The sequence below is a fragment of the Bacillus sp. ISL-55 genome, assembly GCF_018613155.1.
Classification (GTDB): Bacteria; Bacillota; Bacilli; order Bacillales; family Cytobacillaceae; genus Mesobacillus.
Map to the genome: position 1 here is coordinate 1 of NZ_JAGGQU010000016.1, position 17697 is coordinate 17697.

Annotated in this window: 20 protein-coding genes and 1 riboswitch; of the genes, 5 read left to right on the forward strand and 15 right to left on the reverse strand. The window is 43.1% G+C overall.

The genetic code is table 11. The features are described 5' to 3' along the window. Nucleotides 1-259: 259 nt before the first annotated feature. Both J7E32_RS08900 and J7E32_RS08905 read left to right on the forward strand, forming a co-directional pair. On the forward strand, nt 260-526 hold the full coding sequence (locus tag J7E32_RS08900; RefSeq protein ID WP_214906539.1) for a DUF3055 domain-containing protein: 267 nt from the start codon (nt 260-262) through the stop codon (nt 524-526). Between the two features lie 77 nt (nt 527-603). Continuing rightward, nucleotides 604-891, forward strand: a complete 288-nt coding sequence (locus J7E32_RS08905; protein WP_214906542.1) for a cytosolic protein — start codon at nt 604-606, stop codon at nt 889-891. A gap of 49 nt (nt 892-940) precedes the next feature. Here the strand turns inward: J7E32_RS08905 and J7E32_RS08910 are convergent, their stop codons facing one another. Continuing rightward, nucleotides 941-1234: a YutD family protein gene (locus J7E32_RS08910; protein ID WP_214906544.1), complete on the reverse strand. Its 294-nt coding sequence runs from the start codon at nt 1232-1234 to the stop codon at nt 941-943. Between the two features lie 158 nt (nt 1235-1392). Between J7E32_RS08910 and J7E32_RS08915 the strand changes: the two genes are divergently transcribed. Next, on the forward strand, nt 1393-2091 hold the full coding sequence (locus J7E32_RS08915) for a YhcN/YlaJ family sporulation lipoprotein (protein ID WP_214906546.1): 699 nt from the start codon (nt 1393-1395) through the stop codon (nt 2089-2091). Between the two features lie 114 nt (nt 2092-2205). On the opposite strand, the gene lipA is transcribed toward J7E32_RS08915, so the two are convergent. Continuing rightward, entirely contained in the window at nt 2206-3120 is a 915-nt protein-coding gene (lipA, locus tag J7E32_RS08920) for a lipoyl synthase (RefSeq protein WP_214906548.1), read from the reverse strand. A gap of 293 nt (nt 3121-3413) precedes the next feature. On the opposite strand from lipA, the gene J7E32_RS08925 reads away from it, so the two are divergent. Then, on the forward strand, nt 3414-4364 hold the full coding sequence (locus tag J7E32_RS08925) for a M23 family metallopeptidase (protein ID WP_286182944.1): 951 nt from the start codon (nt 3414-3416) through the stop codon (nt 4362-4364). Nucleotides 4365-4404: 40 nt separating this feature from the next. On the opposite strand, the gene J7E32_RS08930 is transcribed toward J7E32_RS08925, so the two are convergent. The 8 genes from J7E32_RS08930 to J7E32_RS08965 form a co-directional block, all read right to left on the reverse strand. Next, entirely contained in the window at nt 4405-4506 is a 102-nt protein-coding gene (locus J7E32_RS08930) for a methionine/alanine import family NSS transporter small subunit (protein ID WP_214906550.1), read from the reverse strand. Continuing rightward, nucleotides 4506-6017, reverse strand: coding sequence for a sodium-dependent transporter (locus tag J7E32_RS08935; RefSeq protein WP_214906552.1), 1512 nt, complete (start codon nt 6015-6017; stop codon nt 4506-4508). Before J7E32_RS08935 ends, J7E32_RS08930 begins: the two co-directional genes overlap by 1 nt. 250 nt (nt 6018-6267) lie before the next feature. Further along, nucleotides 6268-7854, reverse strand: a complete 1587-nt coding sequence (locus J7E32_RS08940) for a Na+/H+ antiporter NhaC family protein (RefSeq protein WP_214906554.1) — start codon at nt 7852-7854, stop codon at nt 6268-6270. A gap of 141 nt (nt 7855-7995) precedes the next feature. After that, nucleotides 7996-8178, reverse strand: a riboswitch (Lysine riboswitch). A gap of 66 nt (nt 8179-8244) precedes the next feature. Next, nucleotides 8245-9015, reverse strand: coding sequence for a sporulation protein YunB (yunB, locus tag J7E32_RS08945; RefSeq protein WP_214906556.1), 771 nt, complete (start codon nt 9013-9015; stop codon nt 8245-8247). A 92-nt stretch (nt 9016-9107) separates the two neighbouring features. After that, nucleotides 9108-10217, reverse strand: a complete 1110-nt coding sequence (locus J7E32_RS08950) for an HD-GYP domain-containing protein (protein WP_214906558.1) — start codon at nt 10215-10217, stop codon at nt 9108-9110. 265 nt (nt 10218-10482) lie between these two features. Continuing rightward, a complete protein-coding gene (locus tag J7E32_RS08955; RefSeq protein ID WP_214906666.1) occupies nt 10483-10785 on the reverse strand; it encodes a YunC family protein in 303 nt (100 codons plus the stop codon). A 139-nt stretch (nt 10786-10924) separates the two neighbouring features. Then, entirely contained in the window at nt 10925-12292 is a 1368-nt protein-coding gene (locus tag J7E32_RS08960; protein ID WP_214906560.1) for a bifunctional metallophosphatase/5'-nucleotidase, read from the reverse strand. Nucleotides 12293-12359: 67 nt separating this feature from the next. Further along, nucleotides 12360-13208 carry a DUF72 domain-containing protein gene (locus J7E32_RS08965; RefSeq protein WP_214906562.1) on the reverse strand — a complete coding sequence of 283 codons (849 nt, stop codon included), beginning with the start codon at nt 13206-13208 and terminating at the stop codon, nt 12360-12362. Nucleotides 13209-13521: 313 nt separating this feature from the next. Here J7E32_RS08965 and J7E32_RS08970 point away from each other — a divergent pair, with 313 nt between their 5' ends. Further along, nucleotides 13522-13767, forward strand: a complete 246-nt coding sequence (locus J7E32_RS08970) for a hypothetical protein (RefSeq protein ID WP_214906564.1) — start codon at nt 13522-13524, stop codon at nt 13765-13767. 386 nt (nt 13768-14153) lie between these two features. On the opposite strand, the gene J7E32_RS08975 is transcribed toward J7E32_RS08970, so the two are convergent. From J7E32_RS08975 to J7E32_RS08995, 5 genes are all read right to left on the reverse strand, one after another. Further along, nucleotides 14154-14405 (reverse strand): hypothetical protein, encoded by a 252-nt coding sequence (locus J7E32_RS08975; RefSeq protein ID WP_214906566.1) that lies wholly within the window; start codon nt 14403-14405, stop codon nt 14154-14156. A gap of 209 nt (nt 14406-14614) precedes the next feature. Continuing rightward, the gene (locus J7E32_RS08980) at nt 14615-14818 is read right to left on the reverse strand and encodes a hypothetical protein (protein WP_214906568.1); all 204 of its coding nucleotides are present in this window, start codon (nt 14816-14818) and stop codon (nt 14615-14617) included. Nucleotides 14819-15318: 500 nt separating this feature from the next. Continuing rightward, complete coding sequence (locus tag J7E32_RS08985) at nt 15319-16608, reverse strand: phage major capsid protein (RefSeq protein WP_214906570.1); 1290 nt, start codon at nt 16606-16608, stop codon at nt 15319-15321. After that, the gene (locus J7E32_RS08990) at nt 16601-16933 is read right to left on the reverse strand and encodes a hypothetical protein (RefSeq protein WP_214906572.1); all 333 of its coding nucleotides are present in this window, start codon (nt 16931-16933) and stop codon (nt 16601-16603) included. The genes J7E32_RS08985 and J7E32_RS08990 overlap by 8 nt, the downstream gene beginning before the upstream one ends. A gap of 55 nt (nt 16934-16988) precedes the next feature. After that, nucleotides 16989-17147, reverse strand: coding sequence for a hypothetical protein (locus tag J7E32_RS08995; protein ID WP_214906574.1), 159 nt, complete (start codon nt 17145-17147; stop codon nt 16989-16991). Between the last annotated feature and the right edge of the window lie 550 nt (nt 17148-17697).

Consider the following 17697-nt stretch of genomic DNA (forward strand, 5'->3'; position numbering starts at 1 on the left):
AACTTGGCCCTTCTTCTGACAACTTTTCCTCTTTCACGAGCAAACCTGTCCGAACTTAGCCCTTCTTCTGACAGCTTTTCCCCGTCTCCCTCCAAACCTGTCTGGATGAGGTGTTCGTGTCTTTTTTGGTCTTACAAATCTTTTTCAAAGCACAAAAATCTCCTGAAAAATTCAGAAATGATTGTTTTTCTGGTAAGATTGATGGTGAGTGAGATTTAATTAGTCATACATAATGTTTACAGCTTATAGGAGGATCAAAATGAACGAAGAATTTTTTTTATACGATGATACTGAACAAACAAAAACGCGTTATGTAAGCTTTGTAGGTGATAATCAGCGCTTCGACCTCGCCATCATGCAGACTGGCCGTTATTATGGAAAAAGCATCGTGATGGATATTCAGGGAAGCCGCTTCGCCATACTTGGCCAGGATGATCTCGATGAAGAAGGTTACCTCGAATTTGCCTACAATCTATCTGAAGAAGACGCGGAAGAACTCCGCTCATTCCTGCGACCAATCCTTTAAATCTGGAATGAACTGTTTGTTTGATTTGTCTTACCAAAGAAATACTAAGAGGACAACAAGCAAAAGAAGGTGAGTTCATGAGCAAGGAAGATAGTGAAAAGTACTCTGATTTTTCAAATGTAGAAAAGCAGCGCAACTATGTCACGGCTGAAGACTATCCAGAGGGTCCATATGGATCTCCTTTCCGGAAGGATGAACCTGTAGAAGGCAAAAGCACGCCGTGGCGTGAAGAGCAGCGGTCCTACAGTAACTTCAACTATGAGTTCAAGTCTCTTCATCAGGGAACACCAAGGAAAGAAGCTGGTGCCCATCCAACCCATGATGACCCGAATGAGAGTGAACAGCCGCCGTATAGCGATCTATAAGAAACAAGAAATGCTCCAATCATGTTGATTGGAGCATTTCTTCATTCCTTCATTGTTGATCCTGAACTTGTTTCGCGACCTTCTTGGCGACAAAATAAGCGCAGCCAAAATTGCAATACTCATATAAGTACTCGCTGACGGTACTGATTTTCGTATCGAAAGTTGACTTCTGGTTTTGATCATCGAAAAAGCCTCTTAAACGAAGCTGTCCATATCCCCAGTCGCCAACGATATAGTCATATTTCGTTAAGATGTCGCTGTATCTGGCGCGAAAGGCTTCTTCATTAAAGCCATCCCTGCTTTCGTCCACTATTTCATAACATAAATTATTAATGCAAATCATCGGTAGGTCCACCTCTTTTTCCATAACGATCTGGATTGTACTCTGTCCAATGGCAAGGCTGGAACCTTGCACTTTTCTTAATTATAACTTATTCCCCATCAATTACTAAGCAAAAAAATTAATTTCAGAGCCATTCTAATGATTAGGGGGTGTTTTAATTGAAAAAAGCAATAATGGTTCTTGGCATTTGTGGAACAGTGGCTATGACGGGATGTGCAGGCGGAGATGATAACGCCTCACCAGCCGGCCGTGATGGCGGAGCTGGAATTTACCAGCAAAGCGGGAATACATTGAATGCCAATGACCAGCGCCCAGAATTATACAATGAAGATGGGCGAAAAGGAATCAATGACAGAAGCGAGGACTTTGGTTATGTGCGCCATCAAAAAACAGGAGTAATGGGCGCCGATGATATGAATAATGCGTACCAGGCAATTGACCGCGAACAAATTGCAGATATGATCAGCAGGTTTAGTTTAATGGCACAAAATGTAGATGATGTGTCAACACTTGTAACCGACGAAGAAGTGCTGATTGTATACGAAACAGACTCTGAAAATCGCGATCAGACTGCGGACCAGGTGAAGCGAATGGCAATGTCAGTCGTACCTCGCTGGTTCCACGTGTACGTATCAGATGACCCAAGCCTGCGCAATGAAGTCGAGAACTTCGCCTCACTCGATACAGATAGCCGCGATGTGGACGATTTGGTTGATGGCGTCGTCAAAAAAATGCTTAAATCTCCTCAAGGCCGTGACATGAGCTCTGGTGAAAATGCCAATGGTGAAGCAGAGGGAGAATTAAACGAAGAAACGGACAAAGACGATATTTCAAGACAGATGAAACAGGGAAAATAATGAAAAGAGTTCAGCATGTGGTGTATGCTGAACTCTTTTTTAGGACTTTAAAACGCCTTCACTGGTCGGCCCTCCAGCGCTGTCGGGGTTGACCAAGGCGCTTGCGCTTTTCAGTTACGCCTGCTGAGCTTCCTGCTCTGCAAGCTGTTGTCTATGTTTGGCAGCTGAATTAACCTGCTCATCCGCATGATACGATGAACGAACAAGAGGGCCAGCTTCGCAATGGCTGAAGCCTTTTTCAATCGCAATTTCCCTGAGTTCGGCAAACTCGTCTGGATGATAGTACTTTTGAACCTCAAGATGCTTCTTGGAAGGCTGCAGGTACTGTCCAAGCGTTAGAATGTCCACATTGTTGACACGCAGGTCATCCATTGCTTCGATCAATTCTTCTTTCGTTTCGCCTAATCCAACCATGATGCTGGACTTCGTCGGGATATCTGGCTGCATTTCTTTTGCGCGGCGAAGGAATTCAAGTGAGCGCTCATAAGTTGCACGTGCTCGGATTCTTGGCGTCAGGCTTTTAACCGTTTCGATGTTGTGGTTCAGGATATCAGGACGGGCATCCATTAGAGTTTTTAAATTTTCCTCAATTCCACCCATATCTGAAGGCAATACTTCAATTGAAGTAAATGGGTTTTTCTTGCGGATTGCTCTTACCGTCTCGGCAAAAACAGCTGCTCCCCCATCCTTCAGGTCATCGCGGGCAACGGCCGTTACAACGACATGCTTAAGGTTCATTAGTGTAACTGAATCCGCTACTCTTTCTGGCTCCTGCCAATCAAGCTCAGTTGGAAGGCCCGTTTTTACCGCACAAAAACGGCATGCACGCGTACATACATCCCCAAGAATCATGAAGGTCGCGGTTCTTCTTACTGCCCAGCACTCGTGGATGTTCGGGCATTTTGCTTCTTCACATACAGTATGTAGATTTTTCTCGCGCATCATCTTTTTTAAGCCTGTATAGTTTTCGTTCGTATTTAACTTTATTTTCAGCCAATCAGGCTTTCTCTGTACCTCTTTTTTGCTCATTATTTCCACTCCATTCCTGCTGCATTACATCAAGAACACCATGTAAAAATCAAGGCCGGTATACAGCTTCTGATGTCACTTTAACATAATGAAAAACTATCGACAAGTACGATAACCTTGCTATTACCATTATTTGATATTTATGAAAAATCCTCATCATCGCAAACTAAAAGAAGAAAAGCGGAGGCAGTGTTTTTTTGCTGAAGCTGGAATTATAGGAGCTACAACCTGAAGGGAGGATTAAGGTGAAATTCTTAAAAGCAGTTATCGTTCTTTTTTTACTATTCCCATTCCTGTTCCTGAATCAAGCAGCTGCAGCTGAGCAGGGACAAGAAGATATTTATAAAAAAAGGATGGAACTATATACCAAAGTAGAAGCTGTAACCCAGATCCCCTGGTATTATATTGCCGCGGTGGACCAATATGAGCGGAATGTCCGTCAGGCAAGAAAAGATTTGCCCAAGGCTGAAGGTGTTGCCGGGGTATATTTCAAGCCGGAAGAGTGGTCAGGACTTTTGAATCCTAATCTTGAGGATGATAATCCTGTATCGATTCAATTTTTCAATGGAATTGGTTTTGACGGGAATGGTGATGGCAAAGCAAGCTTAAAGGATGATGAAGATGTGCTTCAGGCTTTTGGCCAATACTTGCTTTCATATGGAACCGATCATGAGAACTTGAAAATTGGGCTTTGGAATTATTATAAGCGTGACAAAACAGTTGGGATCATCATTGGCAAAGCGATGATTTACAAGCATTTCGGCCGTTTGGATCTCGATACACATGTATTTCCTATGCCACTCCGGAGTAACCATAGCTATAACAATACTTGGGGAGACGCCCGGGGCTGGGGCGGCAGAAGGATTCATGAAGGAACCGATATTTTCGCTGGCTATGGTGTCCCTGTACGCGCGACAGGATACGGGATCGTTGAAATGAAGGGCTGGAACAAGTATGGCGGATGGCGTGTCGGAATCCGCGATATTAATAATACTTACCATTATTACGCCCATTTGAGCGGCTTCGCGAAAGACCTTAAGATAGGCCAAATTGTCGAGCCTGGAACCGTGATTGGCGGTGTCGGCAGCTCGGGGTATGGGCCTCCTGGAACAAGCGGGAAATTCCCTCCTCATCTGCATTATGGCATGTATAAGGACAATGGCTATACCGAATGGTCATTCGACCCCTACCCCCACTTGAAAATGTGGGCAAGGCAGGAAAGAGCCAGCCTAAGGAAAAAGTAAGCATATAAAAAGGCCAACCATGGCGGTTGGCCTTCCTATTTTATGAACGGGCTTTCCTTACTGCGTGAATGACACTCGCTGCAAGTCCTCCCCAGATAATTACCATACCTACAACCATCATTACTAATGCACTAGGATCCATTATTTTGAAACCCCCTTATCTTGTGGAATTTCGTATAGCGATTTATCCCATTTCTTCGCATTGGCAAAAACAAATCCGGCAACGATCGCACCGATTGCCACTAGCCATCCAGAGTAAACGTTAAACATAACTGGGTAGCCGCCGTAGCTTGTTTTAATATCTGTCATGATATTCATAACCATCATGATACCCAAAACAATTGGAGTGATATATTTCAAAGAAATGACCCACCAGCTTCCAAGGCGAATATCAGAGATTGCATCAGCATGGCTGCGCAGGTTGTTCAGTTCCTTTGCTACCCATACAATGAAGACTACTTCTACCAGACCAGCAAGAGCAACACCATAGTTATTGATGAAAGCATCCGCAGAGTCAAGGAAGTTCAAGCCGCCCTGAGTTGCAAACAAGACAGAAATCAAAGCAGATAGACCGCCGCCGATTGCTACAGCTTTTGTGCGTGAAACATTGAATTTATCCTGGACACCTGCAACATAAGTCTCAACGATTGAAATCAATGAAGACAGTCCCGCCAGTGTTAAGCTGACGAAGAACAATACTCCGAATGCTGCGCTGAAGGCAGGCAATTCATTAATGATCTGCGGGAATACCGCGAATGCAAGGATGACACCTTTGCTTACCACTTCGTCAATTGGCTGACCTTGCTGCATTGCCATGAAGCCCAATGCTGCAAATACTCCGATACCAGCCAGCAACTCAAAGGAAGAGTTAGCAAATGCTGTAATGAACGCGTTGTTAGTAATATCAGATTTCTTTGGAAGATAACTTGAGTAAGTGATCATGATGGCAAAAGCAATGGATAAACTGAAGAAAATCTGTCCATAAGCCGCAACCCATACTTTGCCATTCAGGATTTGGCTCCAGTCTGGCTTGAAGAATGCATTGATACCATCAACAGCTCCATCAAGAGTCAATGCGCGAACAACGATAACCATGAATAATATAACAAGTGCAGGAATAAAAATCTTGTTCGCTACTTCAATACCCTTCTTGACTCCCTTGAACAAAATACCAAGAGTGATGACCCATACAATGACCAATGGAAGGAATACACCAGGTACGATACTTCCAACTGTACCAGCGTCAACTACTTTTAGATAATCACCAACCAGGAATGATAGAGGATCATCTCCCCATTGCTTGCTTAGTGAGAAATAAGCGTAAGACATTGCCCATGCTATGATTACTGCATAATAAGTCGAAATGACAAAGGATACGGCAAGCTGCCACCAGCCAATCCACTCAGCACCTTTACGCATTCTAAAGTAACTTAATGGTGCAGAGCCGCGATACTTATGGCCGATCGTGAATTCCAAAATCAAAATTGGAATACCAGCCGTCAAGAGTGCGAATAAATATGGGAAGAAGAATGCTCCCCCGCCGTTCTCATACGCTACTCCCGGAAAGCGCCAAATATTTCCCAACCCGACTGCCGAACCTACTGCGGCAAGAATGAATCCTGCCCTCGTTCCCCACTGTGGACGATTTTCCATTTTTAATCCCCCTCGCCTTCTAATCACCTGGAAAATGTTGATAATTAGAAAGTTTTATATTTTCAGATTATTTAGTCTAGGAATAGTATAGCTAGTTTTTAATTGCTTGTCAAAATATTATTTTGGTCATAATAAAATTATTCCTAAAATAATTTTCCCAACTATAGCAATACTCCCTATTATTTAGGATTCTATTCCTACTTTTTCTAAAATATGAAAAAAGCTGTCTGATAGTCAGACAGCCTTAACATTATTCTGCAAGATTTTCTTTTAACACTTCTTCCTGGGTTGTCTTGCTTCCGAAGATGAAAGCAAAGGCAATAAGCAGGATTGCCACAGCCGCAAGTGCTCCAAACGTGCTGCCAGTGAAACCAATGATCAGGAATCCGACAGATGCAATCGCAGCGGAAATCAATGCATATGGCAGCTGGGTCATGACATGGTCTAAGTGGTGCGAGCCAGCCCCTGTTGATGACAGGATCGTAGTATCGGATATTGGTGAACAGTGGTCACCAAAAACTGCGCCTGCCAAAACTGCTGCTAATGCCGGCAGCATGAGCGTGATATCAGCTGCAGCAGCGATATCCCCGGCAATTGGAAGCAGGATGCCGAATGAGCCCCAAGAAGTTCCTGTTGAGAAAGCCATGATTCCAGCTACAATGAATAGCAGGAACGGCAGGAATGAGATATTAATATTAGAGCTTTCAACAATACCAGCAAGATACTTGCCTGTTTCTAGTCTGCCAATCAAATCAACAATAACCCACGCGAAGAACAGGATATAGATAGCCGGGAGCATCGACTTAACGCCCTCAACAATTCCTTTTCCAAAAACATTGGCGTTGACACCTTTCAACAACACTGCCTGCCTCACAAACAGAATCAGTGCAACCGCAAGGCCGAGCAGACCGCCAGTTACAAGTGATTTAGTAACATCTGTGTTTTCAAAAATTGCGAATATGGTTACTTCTCCTTCAACAGCGCTTGCGCCTGTCCAAAGCATCATGCCAACAGTTCCAGCGACAAGGGCTACAATCGGCCATACAAGGTCTCCAACTGTCCCCTTTGTGCTCGTAGGAAGGTCATCCTTCAGTTCTCCCGGTATAGGCTTGTCCTGTGGAACGACGATTCCTTCAGTGATTGCACGTTCTTCATGCTTTTTCATAGGTCCAATTTCGATATTTCTTAGTGCTACGATAAAGACCATTGCCAATGCTGCAAGTGCGTAGAAATTCATTGGCACAATTTGCATGAATCCTGAGAAGGCACTATATTCATTAACACCGTGCGCAGCAAGAATGGTACCGATCAATGCAATGATATAAGCACCCCAGCTGGAAATCGGGGAGATAACACACATAGGTGCTGAAGTTGAATCAATAATATATGCCAGTTTTGCACGCGAAACCTTCTGGCGGTCTGTAATCGGACGTGTAATTTGGCCAACTGCCAGAGCATTGAAATAATCATCAATGAAAATAATAACTCCTAAAAATGCGCCAACAAGCTGTGCTCCGACTCTTGTTTTTACACGCTTCATCGCCCAGTCGCCAAACGCGCGGCTTCCGCCTGAAATGGAAATGAACGCTGTGATTGTACCCAATAATAATAAGAATAAGATGATGTACAGGCTATATGTGTTCAGTTCGCCATCTGCGACAACAATCCCTTTGATTGCGTCCCACATAATAGCTAATGTTTCTGCGATATTAAATTCAGCAAGCAAAAATGCCGCTGCGATGATGCCTGTCCCTAAAGACAATAGCACCCGCCTTGTGATCACTACCATTAAAATTGCCAATAATGGCGGCAGCAATGAAAAAATTGTGTTCTCCATTCTTTCTTTCTCCTCCTTGTTTTTGACAGGGGGAAACTTTTACATGAAAAGAGTTGTAGCTACTTTTTAAAAATAAATAAAAAAGGGCAACGATAGAGAACATTCTATCGCTGCCCTTAATAAGCAACTAGTGTCTCCATCACGATCTGTAGCTCCCCATTATGGATATACCTCCATAATGACAGTGATACTCTTGTTCAAAGTATCCCCAGCAATAAAAATGTGACTCACTAATTATTGCTTCGGCAAAATTCCCTTTCAGCTGTGATCAACGTTGTCATCCTCACACAGCTTACTCTTGAATCCTGCGCCTCTACCCCATCGGAATGATGTGGTTTATTATTCAATTGATTTTATAATATAACAATATCGCTAACTTGACAACTGTTTTTATTGCCCAGGCTGGCCAGGAACCTGAATAGCAGGGGGAACGACTCCTCCGCCGCCATTATAAAATTGCGGTACCTTTCCAGGGTAGTAGAAGCTGCCAATCGGAATATTTTCCTGCACAGTGGCGATTTCAGTCGCAAAAGGAATGATGATCTGTACATTTACTTTTACCCTGACCGATACATTGATCAGCGTATTGTTGATTCCATGTTCTTCTGTCTCCCACACTACATCGGCTGTTACATCGCCAATCGCATTGAATTTCACTGGAACTCTCGGCCCCATATTACCTAGTAGTGCATTATTGGTGGCCTGACCTAAAGGAACATAATAGATGATTCCAGCTTCCCTGTCTTCTTCGTCTGTGACTAGCTCGACATCAGATAGCATCTCAAGCGAGGTGAGATTCCCTCTTTCTGCTTCCTTCAGGTTCATTTGCACAATATTAGTCGTCTCTGCTTTTACCCTGTTGATGATTTCAGTATTGAATTTCACTACAGTGGTTGTTCCGCCATCGACAGGAACAAATTCAATCACCTTATCAATATCCATCCCATTGGCAATCTTCTTATTGATCGCTTTATTGATTACAAGCGTAGCAATTTTTCTAGTCTGGGATTCTGCATATTTCATCAATGTGGGCTCGAGCCCTTTATCTATGATCCACAATCCTGCTGCTGTCGAAAAGGAAAAAAAGACGAATGTCAGCAGGAATACATACCTGAAAGGCAAGGGCCCTTTTCGAGGCAGCCGCCGGCCGAATTTTGCCAAAACAAATCCCCCCTCTAAAGCTATATGTATGCTTCAAAGGGGGGAACTAGCCTAAAAAGTATTTAAAGTTTGTGTCTGCAAATCTAGAAAAGTTAATAATTAGCGGCGTACTCATATTTAAGAATCGTATCGCAACTGACAATCATCAGGGACAGGTTCGATTGCAAATCCAGCTGATATGGCTCCACTTTTCGGCCGCGTTCCTCGAGAATGCGGACAACAGGGCGCTCACTCAAGCCAGGATTCTGCTCCGCCACTACTCCTTTTCGTCCATCGCTTAACATAACGGTAAGGCCGACCGGATATATCGCCACTGCTCTTCTGAAGGCATCGACTACCTTTGGATCAAACAGGCTGCCTGAACCGGAATAGAGGATTTCAAGACCTTCATGCGGAAGCATCGCTGGCCGATATACACGATTAGAAGTAACGGCATCAAAAACATCAGCCACACCAAGGATCTTTCCGAATAAGTGGATTTCGTCCTCTTTCAATCCCCGTGGATACCCCGCACCATTCAAGCGTTCGTGATGCTGATAGGCACAATGAGCCACTATCAGCGGAACGGCCGGGATGTTCCTGAGCATCTGAAAGCCATCCTCAGCGTGGGCTTTAATGACTTGGAACTCTTCCGCAGTCAGCTTGCCTGGTTTTGATAAAATCTCTTCTGGAACCATCATTTTTCCAACATCATGTAAAATCGCACCGAGGCCCAGCTGCTCAAGTTCTTTTGGAGTCAGCTTCATTTCGATGCCAATCGCCAGGGCATATAAAGTAACATTCAATGAATGAGAAAAAATATAGTGGTCATGCAGAAACACATCGGACAGCAAATTCAACAGCTCTTTGCTCCTTTGAAGCTCATCAAGCAAAGCACTGATCAGCTTCTTGAATTTCCTCGCTGATTTTTCCAGTACAAAGGTTTGTGAAACCTTCGAATCCAGCTGAATTTGCTTGAATGTATCCCCAATCGTCAAAATCGCATTGACGCGCAATTCATCTGAAATGGAGTTTCTCACAATGATATCGTCTGTATTAGGATCCTTGATATAAATGTAGTCAATTCCAAACTCTTCAAGTCGGCGAAGGATTTTGCCTTCGAGCCTTGCGCCTACATTTAAAAGAACCTGGCCCTTGTCATTATAGATGGCTTTTCCGAGTAAAGCCCCTTCCTCTACCGAAGTGGTGGCTACGAGTCTCATGTCAATTCCCACTTTATCTGTTAGTTGTTGGTGGCTAATTTCGTCGGTAACTTCCGAAAAAAACCAGAAAAACAAGAAAAATTTACATAAAACGACAATATTTTCTTATATTCTATCACACTAATTATAAGTGTGGTGATACCTTTTGTATTTTAAAGTTGGGAAAAAAGCAGTTCAACTAATATATCGGATAGCTCCACCGATTCTTAACAATTGCCACAATATGTTCACACTCCACGCAAAAAGACAGCCACCAGGCTGTCTTTTAATTCATGAGCAGCAATGCTTCTTTGCCGATCATCCCTTTTATTGCACCAAGGTTTTCCGCTTCATAAGTGACGGACTCCAGCGGGGCTTCGAGCAATTCTTCGATTGTTTTTACGCCAACCGCCCTGCCGGCAATAACCTTCCTGGCCTTAAGTTTTTCATTGAGAAGTGCAACATCAAGAGCGCCGCACATAATGTATCCTTTATCTCCTGTAACGACAAGCAGGTTTGTCTTCGGCAGTTTTACAGAAATGCATAAAAAAGTCTTGCCTTCTATTTCAATAGGTGACATGTCGATCATAATCACAACTCCCTCCTTCAATCCCAATAACACTCTATGAAGGAAAGGCGAAAAGCGTGATATTTTGATCAGAAATTGGTGAAATTTGGTTGAAAAATTTCAACTCTTAAATTCGACTACAGCCCACTAAAGCACTCGATTAAGTCGCAAGCTTCCACTCTAGCAAGTTGCGGAGAAATTCCGGCAGCCAGTATTTCTTTTCTTCTGCTCGTTGTATCTCAGGAAAAAAGCGGCCGAACGTGAACATATCAGGGATCGCCAGTGTATAGTGTTCCTTGGCCTCGATCAATTTTCCATTGATGAAGACCTGTGTGCCATTTCCTTTTGGCTGAAACTCGATTCCATCATACTCCATGACGCCCATTACGGTGCCGCGAAAGCCAAGACCTTTTATCTGCAGATGGGGCCATTTTTCATCCCTTGTCTGCAGGAGTACTTCTTTAAGCTCCGCTCCTGACATCCTGATCGTGCAAGGATTGATTGGGTGCGGGCAGATTTCGAGCAGGTCGAACTTCGTTACATTTCCCTGCTTCAGGCCTTTAAGGATCATCCCGGCATTCATGAACGCACAATCGGCATTGCACCATTCCCGCAACGCCTGAGTAAGCATCTTGGAAAGCTCAGAATGCTGCAGTGGGTCTGCCTTTAAAGGCTCTGGAAGTAAAGCAACAGTTCCTGCCAACAGCTTTTTGCCTTCCATGAAATATCCTTCAGTTATTTCTTGTTCGTTTTCAGCCTGATCTTCCTCATTCATATCATAAAGCACGGCTTTTTTGTGTAAAATTTGCTTGGTATCCCCGTCCAGCTTCAGGGTTACATGGCCGGTATAGTATCCAAACTTACCTGCACCTGCCAGCAAGCTTGAGCCAACTTCTTTTCCCTCATGTAAAATATGATGGGTATGGCCCCCAAGAATGACGTCAATTTCCGGGAACATTCCGGCAATCATTTCATCCTCATGGATTCCAAGATGCGATAGCAGGATAATAACATCCGTTTCTCCTTTTAATTGATCGACGCATTTCTTTAATTCGTCGATCGGGTCGTTCAGCTTCCAGCCCAGCTGTGCATAAAACCGCGCAAAATTAACTGTGACGCCAATGATACCAATCCTAGTCCCGTTTTTGCTTATGTATACATGATAGGGCTTAGCCCACTCCGGCCTGCTTCCATCCCGATTGTATAGATTTGCTATCAGCATTTCGAAATTCTTTTCAAGATACATCGAATCCAGGTCTTCGAAAGGAAGAGTGATGCCTTCATTATTCCCTATCGTCGCCGCATCATAGCCAGCCTCATTCAAAAGACGGCAATTCGCCTTTCCCCTGGTTGCATCTGATAATGGATGCCAGCGGTCCATATGATCGCCGATATCGAAAACAAGAACCTCATCGCCCCCTTCTTCATGCCAGCGCCTGCGCTCGGTCACAAGCTTATGGATGCTCGGCCAGTGCTCCAAATGGCTATGCAAATCATTCGTATGATAAATATGAATAACTTCTTCCATTTAACCACCCACCCTCTTTTTAAAAATAAAGTGCCCCCCTGTAAATGGCCAGGAGGGTTCCAGAGTTTTAAAACAAGTCCAACTGCCTTGGATTTAACCCTTCATATTCAATATCCAATAGCTCAACCATCTGTTTGGCATTATCCGCTGCATCCCCGCCGGAATTGTTGTTAAACAATGCAAAAACCTGTGCTGTGCTTTCGTTTAATTTCTTCAGGTTTTCTGTCCACTCTTTTAGTTCTGTTTGATTATAGCGATATAAATAGCGGACTTCGCGCCATTCTTCACCTTTGCCTTTCTTGTTCCAGCCATGGACATTGCGCCCGTGGAAGCGGACAAGCACCTTATCTTTCGATGTAGATTGAAGAACCGTTGGAATGGAGCCTTCACCTGCCTGCGGTTCATCGCAGATGCTGTGGATCCATTTTTCCTCTCTCATAAAATCCAGAGTCTTCTCGCGCATTTCATCTCTGAACCATGACTGGTTGCGGAATTCGAGTGCACAGTCGATATCGCCCATCTGATCGCGGCACCAGCGCAAATAATCGACATTCTCCTTGCGCAGGTCAAACCATGGCGGAAACTGGAACAGCGTCATTCCATGCTTATTCGCCTCGAGATAAGGCCTTAGCGACTCTTTGTATGCAGTGAACATCTCATTTTTATCAGTAAAAGGAATTTCACCGCGCTGATGCCCGGTCATTCCCTGGTACGCTTTAACAATGAATTGAAAATTATCAGGAGTGTCATCTACCCATTTCGCGGCATTCCTCACAGGCTGCACAGCGTAAAAAGAGGCATCGACCTCGACTGCAGGAAAGTGGCTGGAGTACTCCTTCAGTTTATCACGCGGCGAAACCTTGCCCTCATATAAACTGTCATGGTCTCCCCAGCCCGTTAAGCCAACAATAATCATCTGTGCACCTCCATTTTTCCTTCATGATAGCATATTTCCCCATAAATGAATTGAAAAAACAACCTGGGATCCGCCATTAACTATATATTGCACCTTAATTGCACGGTATTCTTTCATAATTGCACACTCAATTACATTATTGCACGGTAAATTGCATTAATTGCACGTTCAATCATGCGAATTGCACTATACATCCACTTAATTGCACCGTCTTCCATTTCATTGGAAGATACAACTCATTAATATGCTTTCCAACCGGAACAAAAAGCGCAAGCGCCTCGTTCAGCCCCGACAAGCGCTGGAGGGCCGAGCAGTGAAGTCGTTCTTTGACTTCATTGGGCGGACCGAAATAGAAATGTATAGCCGACTGTCCAGAAACGCAGAAACTGGAGACTCCGACAAAGAAGCGCTTTTTGCTTCTGCCGGCGGAGTTGAAGTTTCGGAGTTTCTAGGAGGTGACACTAGACAAGCGACTCGAGGGGCTAGGCGCTGGAGCTGGATTAAGAAAACCCGTATAGTTATCCACATTAAAATTATTTTAAAATTTCCTAGTAAATAAAAAAATCCACCTGCCGAGGCAGGTGGATTCCCGTAATTATCATTATTAACCGATTGAACCTTCCATTTCGAACTTGATGAATGGTGCTAAAAATAGCATGAAATTTGATAAACGATGCTAAAATATCCTCTAAATTCATCCCACAAACTTTGATATAAAGCCTTTTGTTATAATATGTTAAATCTCATTATAAACTTAACTTGGCTATAACTTGGCTAGCATGGCTAAGACTTGGCTATAACTTGGCTAAAACTTGGCTAGGAAATTTGGCTTGGCTAGGCGTGCCTTAAAGCTACATATTCAGAAGAACAAGGTAGCCGAAGTTTGACCTATGGTTAGGCTTGACCGAGCAAAAGAACACAATTTTAACAGAGCATTGATCCCGGTTAAAAATTCCGGCTACAGCCAATAAAAATTAAGAGTCGTTCAATTAAGTTCTTCATTTCGCTTTTTTTGATTTCGCTGACTGCTCTGCTGCTGAAAGCTTTCCTTTTGCTTGGGGGAAGGCTTTTTATTTTGGTTTGGAAGGGTTGCGCAAGGTGAGCCGCAGATTTGATCCCCGGCTTGATACAGAGCGTAAGGCACACCTCACTCCCCTCTGTGGGTTCAAAAAAGCCATATAAGGCTCGTTTGCTCATTTCTGCTATATCCCCCTTCATTGGAGTGAACGGTGCAATCAAACCCGAAATAAGTCGAAATTAAAGCAAGACCTCATGGCGAGCCTTATGGTAAAATGGAAACACCGAAGTCAGCATGATTGCAAATTCCCAAACCCTCTGAATCTTTCCCCATTTTCGGAGGGTTCTTTTTTCATTAAAGCTCAAAGAATCATTGAAACCTCAATTTATCAAGGGTTAGGATATGGCATAAGTTTTGGCTCTGAAACCTTGCGCACCCCTTTTTGCTTCCCCCATTGTTCCACTAATTCTAAATATTTTCTTTCGTCTTGGCAGACTTGCTTTATGAAGGAGTACACGTTTTGATCCATGCTCTCTTTGTTTTGTTCAATATAGGATTCTGTTTTTTCTATGTAAGATGGATCAATACTCATAGACATAACGGATCAGTCTCCTTTATGATGATTTCCCCTTATGATTGCCCACTGTGCGCCCAGATAAGCGCCGCCATGACGTTAGCATTGACACTTTGCCGCATGGCATGGTGCGCCTTTTAAACGATCAAAGGTGCGCCTTACGGTGGCAAAGCTAAAAGATCGGAAATCCTTTTATATCAGCTTATATCCCGGCATTTCTTCAAATATCTTTCCAAAAAAACTCATGTAATCCTATGCAGAAAAATTCTGCTCCCATCACCGGTTCCCAACCGGGGTAGGTCGGTTTGAAATAGGGGGGGGATCAAAAAAAAATAGACCTCTCACTTTTTCCGAAATGAGAGGTCAACCAAACTAAACTTTAAAGGAGTTTCACTAAATAAAGAACAATGCAATTAAAAACACGAACTTATGAAAGAAGGAGTGATCCGCAAGAAGGTCAACCGAACGGTGGGACTGATCCCACAGAGGGTTTTGCTTTGAAGAATCATATTTATAGTTTAAGCAACTGGTGTAACTTTTAATCCGGTGATCTTTGTAATATGCTTTGGTCGAAGCACAGCAATGTCAACCATTGCATAAATGCGCAGATACACAATTCCTTTTCTATAAGCGTCTTCTGCTTCACGAGATAATTCAATTCTGATTGGTGATTGCAATCCGATCAGAAGCGCTCTTGGATCATAAATGACAGAAGTGCTTTCGTCTGAGTTGACACCTTCATTATCTGGAAGTTGGTTGGACACCATTCGTTCCATCTTTTCAAGTACCGGAGGAATAGCTAAAGGATTTCCTTCTGCATCTTTTAAAAGGTTCAGCTGCTCGTCAGTCGTAGCATTTAATGCCCATGCTGTCGGCTCACCGTTTGCTCTACGAACCGCACCAACTGCTCTCACAAAAGGATCGTAATTTGTAAGGTCGGCAGCTTCAGCTTGTAGGTTAATATCATCATACGTTAAAATCCCTTTTGGCTCGTCTACCCCATCTCCGAATAAACAAGAGTAATCAATCGTTCTGGCGATACTTTCAGCCATTGAGTTGCGAACCACACTTTCTAGGTTGGCAGAGGATTGTAGCGCTTCAAGGGTAATGCTCATTAGACCGTACACCGTTTTACTTTTTAAAACGACCGGCTCGAACTCCATTACACTTTCAGTTGTTTCAGCGCCTTCTGCTTTAAATCCAAATTGAGGGTCTGACTTGACTCTTGAGATCGTCATATTGTTTGAGTCCATTGGTAGCATTGGCACACCAGACTGAAACAGAATGGACTGATTTCGTGCCATGTCAATAACTTGATTGCTCAACACCTCCGGGATCAATACACCGGCTGTCGCTGTGGAGAGCGCTCTAAACTCATGCTGTTCAGCTTGAGCAAACTCCCATTTACCCGTGATAGCACCCTTGACGTACTTGCCAAGTGATAAATTGTTGACGTTTGGAGTTTTGGCTGATAATAACTCATTTCTGAAAAAGATCGTTTGATCTGTATTGTTCATCTGTCCCATTCCTCCAAATGTTCCGGTTGACGATCCGGTCAAGTTTGATCCGATTGCTTCCACAGTTTGTCCCTCGGCATTGACAGATTGACCTTCTAGGTTCGCAACCTTGTGGTTGTTTTCTAAAGAATTGGCATTGGCTTGATCCAATTTAGCTTTCTCCCACTCGGCATCTAGGTTTTTGATTTCTTGCATTTTACTTTCTGAATCGTTCAGTTTACCTTCTTGGATCAGCTTGTCTGCTGCCGCAAGCATGGCATCACGTTTCGTTTTGTATTCTTGCTTATTCATTTGTGGTTTGCTCCTTCGCTCTGTTGACTTTTTCTTCAAGTAGTTGTCCAAAAAAACTTACAAAATCAGTCTGATCCATCTCATCGGATAACGTGAGATCATTAAATAAATTGAACACTCGATCCAAACTGTCATTCGACAGTCGATTCAATTCAATCCCGATCCTAGTCATGTTTTTTAATTTTTTCAGCTTTCGCTCAAGCAAGTAAAATTCCACAGCGTTTTTAATCTCGGTGCTTATGGAATTACCTTGTTCGGATGCCAATTCTTCCAATGATCGTGCCGCTTGACCACTCACTCGTGTTCCTAATTGTTTGTTATCCATCCTTAACATCTCCTTCAAATCTCTTTTATAGTGTTAACAATTAAAGCGCCTTCTATCATTTTGATTTCTCAAACAATTCCTCTGTTGCCGGGTGCTGATCCAGAAACTTAGTTAAACCCACAATGGCTTTGTATGCCGCCAGATTCTCGGTTGTCCAATCATCTCCCCAGACGAGGTGAGTGTATCGGATCAACTCCTCCAACGTATCTTCCATGCTTTTTAAGGTGAAATACAATTGTTGCTTAACTTTGGTTTCATGCAATTCTTCGTTAGTCAAATTAGATAGTCCTTTCTCTGATCCTTTTTTATTAGTGTTATCATTTGTCGAATAAAATATAACAATTGTTAACAAGATATAAATAAAAAAAGCAACCAAACGAATGGCTGCTGCTCAAAGATGAATTGCCGGCGATCAAGAACCGATCAATCGAACTTTACACGATTGGTCAATTGTTTCTTCTTAAACGGTTGAACCAGAACCGAGTAGTTTGGCTTCTTGACCTTTATTTATCTTTCCTTTTTGCGCAAATAAAAAACCCACAAGCCCGTCTTGTGAGTTCTTTGAAACCTTTTCTCTTTCCACGGAAAAAAAGGAATTGTTATTTTTATCAATTAATAATTATTATTGCGTATTTTCAAACTTTTTAAACCTATACAACTTGAAATTGAATATATTAGATAGGAAAAGCGAAATAAGCAGCCGCCAAATAAAAAGATGGGTTACAAAAATAAATTAAAAATGTAACCTTTTTGTAACCGGGTTC

What these genes read in the sequence shown, in the direction of transcription:
- J7E32_RS08900 (WP_214906539.1), top strand. Translation starts at nt 260, where the DNA reads ATGAACGAAGAATTTTTTTTATACGATGATACTGAACAAACAAAAACG.
- J7E32_RS08905 (WP_214906542.1), top strand. Translation starts at nt 604, where the DNA reads ATGAGCAAGGAAGATAGTGAAAAGTACTCTGATTTTTCAAATGTAGAA.
- J7E32_RS08910 (WP_214906544.1), bottom strand. Translation starts at nt 1,234, where the DNA reads ATGATTTGCATTAATAATTTATGTTATGAAATAGTGGACGAAAGCAGG.
- lipA (WP_214906548.1), bottom strand. Translation starts at nt 3,120, where the DNA reads ATGAGCAAAAAAGAGGTACAGAGAAAGCCTGATTGGCTGAAAATAAAG.
- J7E32_RS08930 (WP_214906550.1), bottom strand. Translation starts at nt 4,506, where the DNA reads ATGGATCCTAGTGCATTAGTAATGATGGTTGTAGGTATGGTAATTATC.
- J7E32_RS08935 (WP_214906552.1), bottom strand. Translation starts at nt 6,017, where the DNA reads ATGGAAAATCGTCCACAGTGGGGAACGAGGGCAGGATTCATTCTTGCC.
- J7E32_RS08940 (WP_214906554.1), bottom strand. Translation starts at nt 7,854, where the DNA reads ATGGAGAACACAATTTTTTCATTGCTGCCGCCATTATTGGCAATTTTA.
- J7E32_RS08950 (WP_214906558.1), bottom strand. Translation starts at nt 10,217, where the DNA reads ATGAGACTCGTAGCCACCACTTCGGTAGAGGAAGGGGCTTTACTCGGA.
- J7E32_RS08955 (WP_214906666.1), bottom strand. Translation starts at nt 10,785, where the DNA reads ATGATCGACATGTCACCTATTGAAATAGAAGGCAAGACTTTTTTATGC.
- J7E32_RS08960 (WP_214906560.1), bottom strand. Translation starts at nt 12,292, where the DNA reads ATGGAAGAAGTTATTCATATTTATCATACGAATGATTTGCATAGCCAT.
- J7E32_RS08965 (WP_214906562.1), bottom strand. Translation starts at nt 13,208, where the DNA reads ATGATTATTGTTGGCTTAACGGGCTGGGGAGACCATGACAGTTTATAT.
- J7E32_RS08975 (WP_214906566.1), bottom strand. Translation starts at nt 14,405, where the DNA reads ATGAGCAAACGAGCCTTATATGGCTTTTTTGAACCCACAGAGGGGAGT.
- J7E32_RS08980 (WP_214906568.1), bottom strand. Translation starts at nt 14,818, where the DNA reads ATGAGTATTGATCCATCTTACATAGAAAAAACAGAATCCTATATTGAA.
- J7E32_RS08985 (WP_214906570.1), bottom strand. Translation starts at nt 16,608, where the DNA reads ATGAATAAGCAAGAATACAAAACGAAACGTGATGCCATGCTTGCGGCA.
- J7E32_RS08990 (WP_214906572.1), bottom strand. Translation starts at nt 16,933, where the DNA reads ATGGATAACAAACAATTAGGAACACGAGTGAGTGGTCAAGCGGCACGA.
- J7E32_RS08995 (WP_214906574.1), bottom strand. Translation starts at nt 17,147, where the DNA reads ATGGAAGATACGTTGGAGGAGTTGATCCGATACACTCACCTCGTCTGG.